General features: G+C 33.8%; 14 protein-coding genes and 1 pseudogene. 12 read left to right on the top strand and 3 right to left on the bottom strand.

All coding sequences use genetic code 11. The annotated features are described in order from the left end of the window. Positions 1-12: 12 nt before the first annotated feature. The 5 genes from BLR11_RS00070 (at position 13) to glf (ending at position 5647) form a co-directional block, all read left to right on the top strand. A complete protein-coding gene (locus BLR11_RS00070) occupies positions 13-1077 on the top strand; it encodes a glycosyltransferase family 2 protein (protein WP_091647099.1) in 1065 nt (354 codons plus the stop codon). Continuing rightward, complete coding sequence (locus tag BLR11_RS00065; RefSeq protein WP_091647097.1) at positions 1078-2196, top strand: glycosyltransferase; 1119 nt, start codon at positions 1078-1080, stop codon at positions 2194-2196. 27 nt (positions 2197-2223) lie between these two features. Further along, positions 2224-3222 carry a glycosyltransferase family 2 protein gene (locus BLR11_RS00060; protein WP_091647095.1) on the top strand — a complete coding sequence of 333 codons (999 nt, stop codon included), beginning with the start codon at positions 2224-2226 and terminating at the stop codon, positions 3220-3222. A 24-nt stretch (positions 3223-3246) separates the two neighbouring features. Continuing rightward, entirely contained in the window at positions 3247-4494 is a 1248-nt protein-coding gene (locus BLR11_RS00055; protein WP_176762807.1) for a flippase, read from the top strand. A 61-nt stretch (positions 4495-4555) separates the two neighbouring features. Further along, complete coding sequence (gene glf / locus BLR11_RS00050; RefSeq protein WP_091647092.1) at positions 4556-5647, top strand: UDP-galactopyranose mutase; 1092 nt, start codon at positions 4556-4558, stop codon at positions 5645-5647. Here glf and BLR11_RS00045 read toward each other — a convergent pair. Both BLR11_RS00045 and BLR11_RS00040 read right to left on the bottom strand, forming a co-directional pair. After that, positions 5642-6856, bottom strand: a complete 1215-nt coding sequence (locus tag BLR11_RS00045) for an O-antigen ligase family protein (RefSeq protein WP_091647090.1) — start codon at positions 6854-6856, stop codon at positions 5642-5644. The two genes, glf and BLR11_RS00045, sit on opposite strands and share 6 nt — an antisense overlap. After that, the gene (locus BLR11_RS00040; RefSeq protein WP_091647088.1) at positions 6849-7406 is read right to left on the bottom strand and encodes a hypothetical protein; all 558 of its coding nucleotides are present in this window, start codon (positions 7404-7406) and stop codon (positions 6849-6851) included. The genes BLR11_RS00045 and BLR11_RS00040 overlap by 8 nt, the downstream gene beginning before the upstream one ends. Before the next feature lie 338 nt (positions 7407-7744). Here BLR11_RS00040 and rfbA point away from each other — a divergent pair, with 338 nt between their 5' ends. Together rfbA and BLR11_RS00030 are read left to right on the top strand one after the other, a co-directional pair. Further along, the gene (rfbA, locus tag BLR11_RS00035; RefSeq protein ID WP_091647087.1) at positions 7745-8623 is read left to right on the top strand and encodes a glucose-1-phosphate thymidylyltransferase RfbA; all 879 of its coding nucleotides are present in this window, start codon (positions 7745-7747) and stop codon (positions 8621-8623) included. 112 nt (positions 8624-8735) lie between these two features. Then, positions 8736-9104: a four helix bundle protein gene (locus BLR11_RS00030; protein ID WP_091647085.1), complete on the top strand. Its 369-nt coding sequence runs from the start codon at positions 8736-8738 to the stop codon at positions 9102-9104. Here the strand turns inward: BLR11_RS00030 and BLR11_RS14555 are convergent. Further along, positions 9101-9229, bottom strand: coding sequence for a hypothetical protein (locus tag BLR11_RS14555; RefSeq protein ID WP_281240836.1), 129 nt, complete (start codon positions 9227-9229; stop codon positions 9101-9103). The two genes, BLR11_RS00030 and BLR11_RS14555, sit on opposite strands and share 4 nt — an antisense overlap. 58 nt (positions 9230-9287) lie before the next feature. Here BLR11_RS14555 and rfbB point away from each other — a divergent pair, with 58 nt between their 5' ends. From rfbB to BLR11_RS00005, 5 genes and pseudogenes are all read left to right on the top strand, one after another. Continuing rightward, positions 9288-10307, top strand: coding sequence for a dTDP-glucose 4,6-dehydratase (gene rfbB / locus BLR11_RS00025; RefSeq protein WP_091647084.1), 1020 nt, complete (start codon positions 9288-9290; stop codon positions 10305-10307). Next, entirely contained in the window at positions 10304-11155 is an 852-nt protein-coding gene (gene rfbD / locus BLR11_RS00020; protein WP_245675035.1) for a dTDP-4-dehydrorhamnose reductase, read from the top strand. Before rfbB ends, rfbD begins: the two co-directional genes overlap by 4 nt. A 97-nt stretch (positions 11156-11252) precedes the next feature. Further along, a complete protein-coding gene (gene rfbC, locus BLR11_RS00015; RefSeq protein ID WP_091647080.1) occupies positions 11253-11804 on the top strand; it encodes a dTDP-4-dehydrorhamnose 3,5-epimerase in 552 nt (183 codons plus the stop codon). 132 nt (positions 11805-11936) lie between these two features. Continuing rightward, complete coding sequence (locus BLR11_RS00010; protein WP_091647078.1) at positions 11937-12752, top strand: hypothetical protein; 816 nt, start codon at positions 11937-11939, stop codon at positions 12750-12752. A 200-nt stretch (positions 12753-12952) separates the two neighbouring features. After that, a pseudogene (locus BLR11_RS00005) lies at positions 12953-13170 on the top strand (IS5/IS1182 family transposase); the annotation flags it as partial.

Raw genomic sequence — 13170 nt, 5'->3', positions numbered from 1 at the left:
TAGGTGAATACAATGAGTTTAATTTATCCGTTTTTTAGTGTAATTATGCCTGTTTACAATACTGAAAAGTATATAGGAAAAGCAATTGAAAGTATTTTAAACCAAAAATTTGAAAATTTTGAGTTAATTATTATAGATGATTGTTCTGATGATTTAAGTAAAAAAATTTGCGAAAAGTATAAAAAAATAGATTCGAGAATTATTTTAAAACAAACTGATAAAAATTTAGGTGTTGCCAATGCTCGTAATGAAGGCTTAAAGTGGGTTAAAGGAAAATATTTAACTTTTGTTGATGCGGATGACGTAATAGATTGTAATATTTTTAAGACGGTGCATCAAAGTATACAGCAATGTCAAACTGATATAATAAAATATGGATGTATAGAAGAATATTATGACAGAAAGGAGAGATATATAGGTTCTAAAAAAGTTGGGATACCTGATCATGTATTTATGAATCAAGCTGAAATAAGGAAATATATTATTGAGATGGAAAAGTTGCCATTATTTGGATATCTTTGGAATACATTTTATAATATGACGTTATTGCGGAAATATAAATTTTTGTTTGACATAAATTTTAAAGTAAATGAAGATTTTATGTTTAATTTGGATGCATTTGATAAAGCAACTTCTTTAACTTGTTTGTCAGTATGTGGGTATCATTATGCGAAGAGAGTAGAAAATAGTTTGTCTACAAAAAGAAATGTAAAATATTATGACTTACATGTTATTAAAATAAACTCTCTGCTAAAAAAATATGAAGAATGGGAACTTTTAACCAGTGAAATTTCACAGGATATATATTGGCTATATACAAGGTATATTTATTCGGCAATTAGTCAAAGATTACTTTATGAATCGTCTAAGGAAGCAAACTGTAAATTAAAAGAGATTTTTCAATCTGAATTATTTAGTAAATTTAGAAAAATTAAATTTGTTAACAGATCTATTAAAGTAAAAATATTGACATATGTATTACAACATGAATACATTTTTTTAATATTATGGGAATGCAAGACGATTAATTATGTGAAAAAAAAATTTCGTGTTTTATTTTCAAAGGTGAAAAAATAAATGGACAAAATTAGAATTTTACAAGTAGGAATGACTGACAACATAGGGGGAATGGAAACATATTTGATGGAACAATATCGGCATTTAGATCATTCAAAAATTACATATGATTTTGTTAATATAACGGCAGATCAATCTATTGTTTTTGAAAAAGAAATAAGGCATAATGGGAATTTTATATTTAATATATGCCGTCGCAGTAAAAACCCACTTAAACATTATTACCAATGGTGGAAATTGTTAAAAAAAGAACGAAAAAATTATACAGCAATTGTTTTGAATGTATGTCATTTATACTATGTTTTTCCTTTGTTTATAGGTAAAATTATGGGTATACACAGAAGAATTATTCATTCACACAACAATGGTGATGAAGTTTCAATGGGAATAATGCGTAATTTTTTAGTATGGATTAACAGAAAGATTATGTTTTATTCAGCCACTGATTTTTGGGCGTGTTCGAAAGTCGCAGGAAAATGGATGTTTAAAAATAAAGAATTCATAATTATACATAATGCTATATGTACAGATTCCTTTGCTTTTAATGAAGCGATTCGAAAAAAAAAGAGGAGAGAACTAGGGTTAGATAATAAGTTTGTTATAGGGCATGTAGGGCGGTTTAGCTATCAAAAAAATCACGAATTTTTGATTCGTGTGTTTTATGAATTGCGAAAAAAGAAAAATAATGCTTGTTTACTTTTAGTTGGTGGAGCGGCAGAAAATGATTATTATTTTCTTAACATCAAAAAAATGGTTGATAAATTAGAATTAAATGATTATGTATATTTTTTAGGTATGAGAAATGATGTAAATGAATTGATGCAAGCCATGGATTGTTTTGTTTTCCCATCATATTTTGAAGGATTTGCAATCGTGGGTATTGAAGCTCAAACGGCGGGATTGCCTTGTTTCTTTTCGGAAAATATAATAAAAGAAGTTGCCATTACCAATTTAGTACATTTTTGCAATTTATCTGATGTTCAAAAGTGGATTGAACTTATTCTGAAATATACAATTATTCAAAGAATAAATATGAAGTCGGCGGTTGTTTCTGCTGGATATGACATAGAGAATGAGGTAAAAAAAATAGAGCAGTTATATTTAAAAACTAGTAGGTAATATGACAAGATTCATTAGGAGTTTAAAATGGGAAAATCTATAATCTCTATTATTGTTGCTGTATACAATGTAGAATCTTATATAAATCAATGTATTGAATCTATTGTAGAACAATCCTATAAAAAATTAGAGATTATTCTTGTAGATGATGGATCTACTGATGCATCAGGAAAAATTTGTGATCAATGGGAGGCAAAGGATAGTCGTATTCAAGTTATACATAAAAATAATGGAGGGATTTCTGAGGCAAGAAATGCAGGGTTAGATATAGCGCAGGGTGAATATATAGGTTTTGTTGATGGGGATGATTTTATCGAAGCAGATATGTATAGGCAACTTTATTATAATAAACAATCTAAAGGGATAACTGTATGTGGATTTTATGTAGTAAAGAAATTGCGAAAAATACCCATTTATTATGCGAATTGCAGCGTTACGGGAGAAAAAGCAATTACTTGCTATTTGCGAGATGAAATAAGAGGAACCAGGGGAGCGGATATTTGTATTGGATCCTACGCCTGGAATAAGTTATATCATTATTCGCTATTTAAAGGAGTTCGGTATCCTAAAAATAAAATTTTTGAAGATGTTTACGTAATAATAGAATTATTTTATAAATCGACGCAAGTAAGATTTATAGATTTATGTCTTTATAATTACGTGAAGAGAGATGGGAGTATATTAAATACGTCCAATAAAGTACATTATGATTGGGTGTTGGCAAGACAAGAACAGATAAAACAATTGCAGCGATATAAATTGGATACATTAGATATTATGAATATGGGATATATGTTAGTGTTTAATGCTTGCTTGTTTGTCTTGCAGGAGATTTGCTGTCTTACTAGTATTGAAAAAAGTAAAAATACAGCTATTTTAAATATATGTATGGAACGGGCAAATATATTAATTCAAAATGGATTAAAAATAACTAAAAAAGATCGATTTAAATTTGTAATGTTTAAATATATGCCCTTTTTATATAAAACAATATGGTTACTAAAAAACATGGATATTAAAAGATAAATAATCATGTTGAGGATATTAAAAATGAAAAAAAATCGATTAATGGAGAATATATTTTCTATGTTAACTTTAAGAGGGATGGAATATATTCTGGCATTTATTTTAGTGCCTTACCTATTGAGAATATTGGGACCGACTCAATATGGTGCAGTTGTATTTATGCAGGGAATAGTAGCTTACATTAATATAATCATTGATTATGGATTTACATTAACGGCGCCAAAGGCGATTGTAAACTCTGATAAAAAATCTTTGGGAATTGTTTTTTCTTCATACTTTTGGGGAAAAATATTTCTGTGGATAGGCATTAGTTTAATTATTTGTGTTATTTATACATTTTCAAAATTGTATTTTAGTGTTTCTTGGGATATAAATCTATTTATGGCTCTTTATTGTTCTGTGATTGGAAATGCGATTTTTCCTGTTTGGTTTTTCCAGGGCATACAGCAGATGAGATATATTACTTTTTTTAATTTTGTTGGCAGAGTTTTGAGTATGATATGTATTTTTTTATTTGTTACAGGGCCTGCGGATTATGTACTTGCCGGACTATTGCAATCTATAGTACCTTTATTGGCAGGTATACTATCTATTATGCTCATTTGTAGAAATTATCCGAATTTAGTAGTAAAACCTTCTATAAAAAATTGTGTGACTGTTTATAGAGAAGGTTGGAAAATTTTTGTATCTATGATAGCCGTTAACTTATATACCACTAGTAATGTAGTTATTTTAGGAATCTTAACTAATAATACTGTAGTTGGTTATTATAGCGGAGCCGATAAGTTGATTAATTGCGTTAGGAGGGGAATAGATGCAGTTAATACAGCGATTTATCCTTATATTACGCAAGTATTAAAAAAATCTAGAACACAAGGAATGCTTTTTTTAAAAAAACAACTATACATTTATAGTATTTGTGGCGGAATAGTAGGAATTATCTTAACCATTGGTTCAAGATGGATTGTGATTGCTTTATTAGGTGAACAGTATGAGGCGTCTATTCGTATTTTTCAAATTATGGCTTTTGTTCCTTGTATTGTAGCAGTCAGTACTATTTTTGGTGGTGAAACAATGTTGCCCCTTGGTATGGAAAAAGAATATAGTTTTAGTTTATGTTTAGGGGCATTGATCAATACCTTATTGATATTTCCTCTTACCATATGGTTTAATTCTGAGGGAACAGCAATCACTACAGTAGTTACGGAATCCGCTATTGCTGTTATCATGGGAAGAATTTTATGGAAAAAGAAAATCTTGTTAAGAGACTGAAAATGTAATAGTATTGATTGGTTTTTTTTATTTATTAATGAGTTAATCAGGAGATATTGATATGTATGATTATTTAATAGTAGGCAGTGGTCTATTCGGTTGTGTACTTGCTCATGAAATAAAAAAGCATGGAAAATCTTGTTTAATCATAGAACGGCGCAATCATGTGGGAGGAAATTTGTATTGTGAAGAAAAGGAAGGAATTCATATTCATAAATATGGTGCCCATATTTTTCATACATCTAATAAAATAGTTTGGAATTATGTTAATCAATTTGTAGAATTTAATAATTATATTAATTCACCAGTAGCAAACTATAAAGGAGAACTATATAATTTGCCATTTAATATGAATACTTTTTATAAATTATGGGGGAATGTCACACCTAAAGAAGCAGAAAAAAAAATTAATGCACAGCGCACCGTGATACATGGTGAACCGAAAAATTTGGAAGAGCAGGCAATTAGTCTTGTGGGAACAGATATTTACATGAAATTAATTAAGGAATATACAGAAAAACAATGGGGAAGAAGTTGTAAAGAACTGCCGGCATTTATTATTAAGCGTCTGCCTGTGCGGTATACTTTTGACAATAACTATTTTAATGATCGGTATCAGGGAATCCCTGTAGGAGGGTACAATAAATTAATTTATGCTCTTTTAGATGGAATTGAGGTACATACTGGGGTGGATTATAATATATACCGCAATGAATACAAAAATATGGCTCCAATGATTATATATACAGGACCTATTGATTCGTATTATAATTATCAATTAGGAAATTTGGAATATAGAAGTCTTGCGTTTAAAACAGAACGCTTTGAAGAGGTCAATCATCAAGGCGTAGCGGTTATGAATTATACAGCTTGGGATGTTCCATATACGAGAAGTATTGAACATAAACATTTTGAATTTGGTAAACAGCCAGTTACGTATGTGACCAAAGAGTACTCTACAGAATGGGTTCCTGGAGAAGAAGCATATTATCCTGTCAATGACATGAAAAATTCTCAATTATATGCGAGATATAGAACATTAGCTGAAAAAGAACGTAACGTCCTATTTGGTGGACGGCTGGCAGAATATACATACTATGATATGGATGAAGTTATTGAACAGGTGTTGTCGCTGGTAAATAAAATATTATAAATTATTACTACGATGAAATTGCAAAACATCAAGAATCCAATAAGGAATTGTAAAAAGCATGAAGCAAAATAGTATATTAGGAGTTGTAAATGTATATAAATCCACATATTCAATATTAATGTAAAGTGTGAAAGACAATAAACTTGCCAATAAATATGAACCCAATTTATTGTTTATTCTGTAAACTCTAAAGCTAGTTACAGCGGTGCTTCCCAAAATTAATAAATTTACTAATATATGTGGAAATCCACCTTGTATAAGCCAATCAATATACGTATTATGAAAATTACTGATTTGAACTCCCATGTTTTCTATTAAACTTAATTGATTGCCAAATCCATATCCCCAAAAAGGTAATTTAATTATATAGTATTCAGACATACGCCAGAGTTCTCCGCGAAAAGTCAATATATCATGTTGTCTAAAAAAGTAATTATATAATACATTATGCAATTGTGGTATAAAGAAAAGTATGGAAATTAGTGCAAAAATAAAAATTGCACTTTTTTTATTAATAAGGCCATTATTTATAGATAATATACATAAATATGTTATGAAGAATATAGCAATTCCAAGGATTGCACCTCGAGATAAAGATGCGATTAAATTATAAATCAATATTAGCAAGGTTATTTTCCAAATATATTTATTTTCTTTGCATAGTAATAATACATTAGCAAAAATAATTGGTATTAATAATTGTCCCCAGGAGTTTTTATTGAAATATACTCCTTGACAGTCATTATTATAAAAATTTGTTGTCGTCCAAAAATGAAATAAGATATTATAATTGATAATTAAATTCGCGGTACAATATAATATTCCCAATAATGTTATGCATTTTAATGTATAAAGGATATCCTTCCATTCCATTACTACTGAAGGTAAGGCGACAAACCAGATAAATATCATAAGAGGCATAAAAAATAACCATGAACGCATTAGAATGTATTCTTGCTGAAGCGTTGTCATTCCTAAAGAAAAAGAAAACAAAAAAAATAGAATATATCGAAAGGAAGAAAGGGAATTTGATCTTTCATGATAAATCATAAATAATAGTAAAAGATGTACCCATGTAAATAAGGCGAAACTTATATATTTTTCGATGGGCAGTATGTAACGAATTATGTCATAAAAAACACTGGTTAAAAACACAATATTAACCCCTGCTGAACAGAGTGAAGTTTTTACGTTAAAAATTTTATTCATTTGTATTGCTCCATACTATGATATGTACGAATAAGAATGATAAGGTAGATACTATAGCAAGTAAGAGAGACGCCCATATGTTGATAGTGTTAATCTTTTTTATTTCCATTGAATCTATATGATCAATATTGATAATAGCAAGTTGGTGTGATTTTTCCGCACCCGCTACATCAAAAAAATATGTAGATAATGCATGAACTGCTTTATTCATGTATGTATCTCTAAACAATTCGAGTGTGTGGGGGTTCTTTCCATAAAAGCTAATTCGTATGGTGTCAGCGCTAGGTGTTAAAATCACTTCATACTGAATTTTATCAGGATTTTTTATGGGGTTAACAAAAACGGCATTTTTTAAAATATTGACAGACATATTTGCCTCATTGATTTTTATACCTGCTGGTAGTTTAATTCCGATGCTCGCTTTATAAAATCTGGGTATAAAAAAAACAGAATACAAAATTGCAGATATAAAAACAAGGGAAAAAATGCTTGCTGTAAGTAATTTATGTTTTTGATAATTGTGGTATAAATCATATAATGAGATTTTCATAAAAACACTTCCCGGATATAAAAATTATTTTACGAAAGATAAACCTATTTATAGAGATATTTCTAAATATTGATGTTTCATAAATAATAGAGGAAACTTGCTTTCTATATTGTATTCTCTTATTATATAGGCATAGGTTCATTTTTAAAAGATATGATTCGTATTTGTTTTGACCAACTGATATTTGAGGGGTAGATGACAGCGTAAAATGTTTTAGCCTATAGTAACTATACAGGAGTTTTATAATTTACATAAACGATTATGTGAATTTGTTTATATAAAAAATATATGATACTATTTTATAGAACTTACTTATAAATACAGATAAGGGGAATAATATGAAGGGAATAGTATTAGCAGGAGGCAGTGGTACACGTTTATATCCGCTGACGATGGTAACATCGAAACAGTTATTGCCGGTATATGATAAGCCGATGATTTATTATCCGTTGTCCACATTGATGATGGCAGGAATTCGAGATGTTTTAATTATTTCTACACCGGCAGATTTGCCGAACTTTGAACGATTATTGGAAGATGGATCACGATACGGTTTGCATTTATCATATAAAGTTCAGCCCAAGCCAGAAGGCTTGGCACAGGCGTTTCTTTTAGGAGCGGATTTTATTGGTGGCGAGCCGTGTGCGATGATACTGGGAGATAATATTTTTTATGGTGCCGGACTTCGAAGACATCTGGAAGAGGCAGCAGTCCAGAAACAAGGAGCTACTGTTTTTGGATATTATGTGGAGGATCCGGAGCGGTTTGGGGTTATCGAATTTGACACTGCCGGAAAAGCGGTTTCTATTGAAGAAAAACCCAAAGTGCCGAAATCAAATTATGCGGTTACAGGGCTGTATTTTTATGACAGCAAAGTATGTGAGTATGCGGAACAAGTACGCCCGTCTGCGCGCGGGGAATTGGAAATAACGGATTTAAATAAAATGTATCTGGATGCGGGCATGCTGGATGTGATTACCTTGGGCCGCGGCTATGCCTGGCTGGATACGGGAACGATAGATAGTCTGAATGAAGCGTCGGAGTTTGTAAAAGCTGTGGAACAACGGGCTGGCGTGCAAATTTCGGCATTAGAAGAAATAGCCTATGAACAGGGCTGGATAGATAAAGAGACATTGGCAAAGAGTGCTGAAAAATATGGAAAGTCTCCCTATGGACAATATTTGCAAAAAGTGGTAGATGGGAAGATTTTAAAGTAATTGCAAGCGGTTGTGGATAAAAGATTGTACGGTTGTAGAAAAAAATGCGGTTGTGAGTTGTGATTTAAAGAATATGATAAAATAGTATGAGTCGTATATAGGAGTTGGTGAATTGGCTTTACGATATTATCAGGATTTGGTTGTTTGGCAACGTAGTATGGAATTGGTGAAAGAGATATATAGTCTAATTAAATATTTGCCAAAAGAAGAATTGTATGGTTTATCAGATCAAATGCGACGAGCAGCTGTTTCTATTCCTTCGAATATAGCAGAAGGACAGGCACGATATTCGAATAAGGATTTTATCAGATTTTTGTATATTTCTCGAGGATCTATTGCAGAACTAGAAACGCAGCTTCAAATTTGTATGCATTTGGAGTATGTTACAAGCGCTGAAATAGACAAGGCCATGGGATTATGTCACCATGTGAGTAAACTTTTGAACACATTGATTAAAACATTAAAAGAAAATTGCAATTAATGTCCATTTAAAAAACGTACAACTGCTTTTCCTACAACTGCCTTTCCTACAACTGCTTTTCCTACAACTGCTTTTCCTACAACTGCTTTTCTTGCAACCGCTTTTATTACAACTGATTCTATCATAACCCAATTTATTACAACCCAATCCAACAAATTTTATGGAAAGGTGTGGGAGCTACACATGAAACTATTAATCACCGGCGGAGCCGGATTTATTGGAGGAAATTTTGTTCATAGGATACTGCGGCAGCATACCGAGGATACGGTTATTTGCCTGGATGCGCTGACCTATGCCGGGAATAGGGAAACCTTGGCGCCTGTGATGGATAACTCCCATTTTGCATTTATAAAGGGAGATATTGCTGACAGGGCATTCGTATACCATCTATTTGAGGTGGAAAAACCGGATGTCCTTGTGAATTTTGCGGCAGAAAGCCATGTGGACCGTTCCATTATCGATCCGGAAATATTTCTGCGTACTAATATCATGGGAACGTCGGTATTGCTGGATGCCTGCCGGATATACGGCATTACCCGGTATCATCAGGTATCTACGGATGAAGTATATGGTGACTTGCCGCTGGATAAGCCGGACCAGTTCTTTACGGAGGAAACACCGCTCCATACCTCCAGCCCGTACTCGGCATCAAAGGCAGGGGCGGATTTGCTGGTACAGGCATATTATCGAACATATGGCTTGCCGGTTACCATTTCCCGGTGTTCGAATAATTATGGACCCTATCATTTTCCGGAGAAATTGATTCCCTTGATGATTACCCGTGCACTGCAGGATAAACCGCTGCCTGTATACGGAAAAGGGGCCAATGTACGGGATTGGCTGTATGTGGAGGATCATTGCAGCGCCATTGATTTGATTATCCGAAGCGGCAGAGTGGGAGAAATATACAATATTGGCGGGCATAATGAACAGACGAATCTGAGTGTTGTCCAGACGATTGTACAGGCATTGGGAAAGAGTGAAGACTTGATCCAGTTTGTAGCCGATCGTCCCGGGCATGATCGGCGCTATGCGATTGACCCGACGAAAATACGGAAAGAACTTGGCTGGGAACCGACAACCCGGTTTACAGAAGGAATTCAGAAAACCATTGCGTGGTATTTGAATCATAAACCTTGGTGGGAACATATCCTAAGCGGGGAATATAAAAATTATGATAGAAAGATGCAGGGTGAACTATGATGAAAGTAGCAGTGACAGGAGTAGGCGGGCAGCTGGGGTACGAAGTGGTACGGGAACTGAGGCGGCGTGGAATCGACTGTGTGGGGGCAGATCTGGCTGACTTTGATATTACGGATTTTGCGGCAGCCCATCGTTTCCTTACGGAGTACGGTGCCGATGCGGTAATCCACTGCAGTGCGTATACAGCAGTAGATAAAGCAGAAAGTAATCGGGATATATGCTATAAGGTCAATGTGCTGGGTACGGAAAACATAGCTAAAGTATGCAGAGAAATGAATGCCAAGATGGTGTATATCAGTACGGATTATGTATTTGACGGAATGGGAACCACGTTTCACACGCCGGAGGATCCGGCAGCGCCATTGAATTTCTATGGGCAGACAAAATGGGAAGGGGAAGAAGCAGTGCGGAAATATGCAGCGAAGCATTTTATCGTACGCATTTCCTGGGCTTTTGGCAAGAATGGCAGTAATTTTATTAAGACGATGCTGCGGTTGGGGAAGGAACATGAGGAAGTAAGCGTGGTAGACGATCAGATCGGATCGCCTACGTATATGGCGGATCTGGCACCGCTTTTATGTGATATGGTGAAGAGTGAAGCCTATGGGACATATCATGCGACGAATGAAGGAATCTGTTCGTTTGCGGAATTTGCAGAGGAAATTTTCCGCCAGGCAGGAATTACATGCCGGGTAAAGCCTATCCCGACCAGTGCGTATCCGACTCCGGCCAAACGGCCGTTGAACAGTCGCATGAGTAAAGAAAAACTGGTGGAGAATGGGTTTCATGCCTTGCCGGATTGGCAGGATGCTGTACGACGGTTTTTGATAGAAGAGGGAATAGATTAAAAGGCAGTTGTAGTAAAGATAAAGATGGTTGTGGCAAAGACGGTTGTAACTATCAAATGCTGACTACTACTTAGTATCCCTAAGGAGGACAGGATAGATGAAAGTGACAGAAACAAAATTGGCGGGTGTGGTTATCCTTACGCCGGAAGTATTTGGTGACCATCGCGGTTTTTTTATGGAAAGCTGGTCTAAACGAAAAATGGAGGAAGCAGGGCTGCAGTATGATTTTGTACAGGATAATCATTCTTCTTCTACCATAAAAGGAACGCTGCGGGGAATTCATTTTCAACAGGGTGAATGGAGTCAGGCGAAACTAGTGCGCTGCACGCGGGGAGCTGTTTTGGATGTGGCGGTAGATCTCCGCAAGAACAGTCCGACATACACACAATGGGTAGGAGTAGAACTGAGCGAGACAAACAAACAGCAGCTGCTTATTCCCCGCGGGTTTGGACATGGATTTGTGACGTTAACGGATGATGTGGAATTTATGTATAAAGCAGACAATTATTATGCTCCGCAGGCAGATGGCGGTATTCGCTGGAATGATCCGGATATTGGTGTGGATTGGGGGATAGATGATCCCATATTATCTGATAAGGATACTAAAAATCCGTTTTTTAAGGAAATTGCAGCGGTGTTAGATTTTTAATACGTCATACTATATAAGATAAAAATTTATAGTATTTGTTATTACTATAGATAAAAAGCATTTTTACCATTGTTTATTATTGTGTGATATACTATTAGTATTATATCTGACAAAAAAGGATTGATTACAACAATGAAGGATCTTACATATGCGGAATTTATAACAGTTTTGACAGATATCGTTTATGATAGAACAGATGGTATTTGTGAATATATTGCTAAAGACTTACAAGGAGAACCAGCAGACTATATATTAACTAATTTGATAGAATATAGTTTTTATAAGTACTGGGTATTATATACATCTGTCCATTCAGAGCTTATAAATAACAAAAAAGCTCCTGTTCATTCTGATTATTATGTGTTTTTAAAAAAGTACATCCATACGGACAAGGAACTTAAGAAAATATTTGAAACAGTATTAGGAAAATTAGATAAGAGATTTGTTCAAGATGAAAATATTCCCGAACATGTAAAAACGGTGTTTAGAGAAGTGTATGAAATTCGATTTAAAGAATATGATGCAATTCCGAAGGCATCTGATCCGACGAATATTATGTCCTATTTTGATGCGTTGAAAAATATTTTTATGAAGCATATTCAAGAACATAGTGCGCTTAGTAATGGAACGTTGGATATTTTAACATATGGGAATCGCGTGTCAGCTTATTTTAATAATACCTTTTCTATGGTTAGCAGCAGAGTGTATTACCATCCGACATTCATTGATAAGCATAGGCCCGTTGTAAAGCTTATATCGACAACTTTTTTCTTTTTTGTGATTTTATTTTTATTACGCCATTTTTTAACCTCTGAAAATGGCGATGTGATTAATACCACGTTACACCATATAACTAATGGTGTTGCATATATGGTTATTGGCATTTTTGTTCTTTTATTAATTGGATTTGCTATAAAGATTGTAATGAAAAGAAATAAATGTAAATAAAAATACTGATTATTTACATGCGTTTGTGATATGATTTTTTGCAGCAGTCCTTTATATCAGAGGACTGCTGTTTTTACGTAATATAAACTGCACAAACCAATAATATGCATCACTGCAGTATTCATCAGCGTTTCGTAGTATAATAAGTGCATGAGTATGGTGGAAAACAGCTCAAAACTCTTGCACACAGGTGACGTAAAATGTATAAAACTCCTTCTAAACAACTTTCATTCGAAGATTTTAATCAACCCTTGGGATTACAAATGGATCCGAACAACCGTTGGATCAAGAAAGCAGAATTCATCCCGTGGAATCTGGTAGAAAAGAAATATAAAAAACTGTTCAAAGGATTTAAAGGCCAGGTAGCAAAGCCTGCCAGAATGGCATTAGGCGCGTTGCTCATTCAAATTGAATACGG

It is taken from the genome of Megasphaera paucivorans (assembly GCF_900103535.1).
GTDB classification, from domain to species: domain Bacteria; phylum Bacillota; class Negativicutes; order Veillonellales; family Megasphaeraceae; genus Megasphaera_A; species Megasphaera_A paucivorans.
This window is presented reverse-complemented; position numbering and strand designations above follow the sequence as displayed.